This window comes from Sphingomonas endophytica, from assembly GCF_001476895.1.
Taxonomy (GTDB): Bacteria; Pseudomonadota; Alphaproteobacteria; order Sphingomonadales; family Sphingomonadaceae; genus Sphingomonas; species Sphingomonas endophytica_A.
Genome location: NZ_LDTB01000106.1, coordinates 1 through 568 on the forward strand (window position 1 = coordinate 1; position 568 = coordinate 568).

1 protein-coding gene is annotated in these 568 nt (G+C 64.1%); it reads left to right on the forward strand.

Translation table 11 applies throughout. From position 1 onward, the window contains the following. Positions 1 to 320 precede the first annotated feature (320 nt). A partial coding sequence (locus NS334_RS16170; protein WP_058756973.1) for a DUF1488 family protein occupies positions 321 to 568 on the forward strand: 248 nt, incomplete at its 3' end.

Here is a 568-nt window from a genome sequence, read left to right on the forward strand (position 1 = left end):
GCGGGGGCGGCGGGGGCGGCGGCAGCGGCTCCTTCTTGGCGCAGGCCGCGAGCATCACCACCCCGCAGGCGGTGAGCATGATCGAACGAAAACGCATGGCGATCTCCCTTTGGCGTCAGCGACATGGCGCTTCCGGCCGTTCTCCCCTGTAGGCGTAGCGCTGATCCATCCGGGGGCCGCCTACCATCCATGCTGCGACCGGATGTGCCTCCGACGCGCCGACATGGTAAACAAAAGTTCATGCGACCGGAGATGCTTCGAGCGGAACATCGCCGCGCCTGCGTCTTTTTCGGCATTCGATGACAAGGAAAGGGACAGGCATGGCAAGTGACCGGCTCGATATCGACGTCAACTCGCTGCTCGACAACATCGATGAGCGGCAAGTGGAATTCACGGCCGAGGCGGACGGCGACGAATATGAGTTCGCGGTCCAGTATGACGTACTGGAGGCCCTGAGCGGCGATGCGCCGGACGGTGACGCCATCGACACGTTCAACCGCTTCTCCGACACGATCGTCGATGCCGCGCTGTCGGCGCTGGCGCGCGATTCGGATGCGGTGCCGATCGT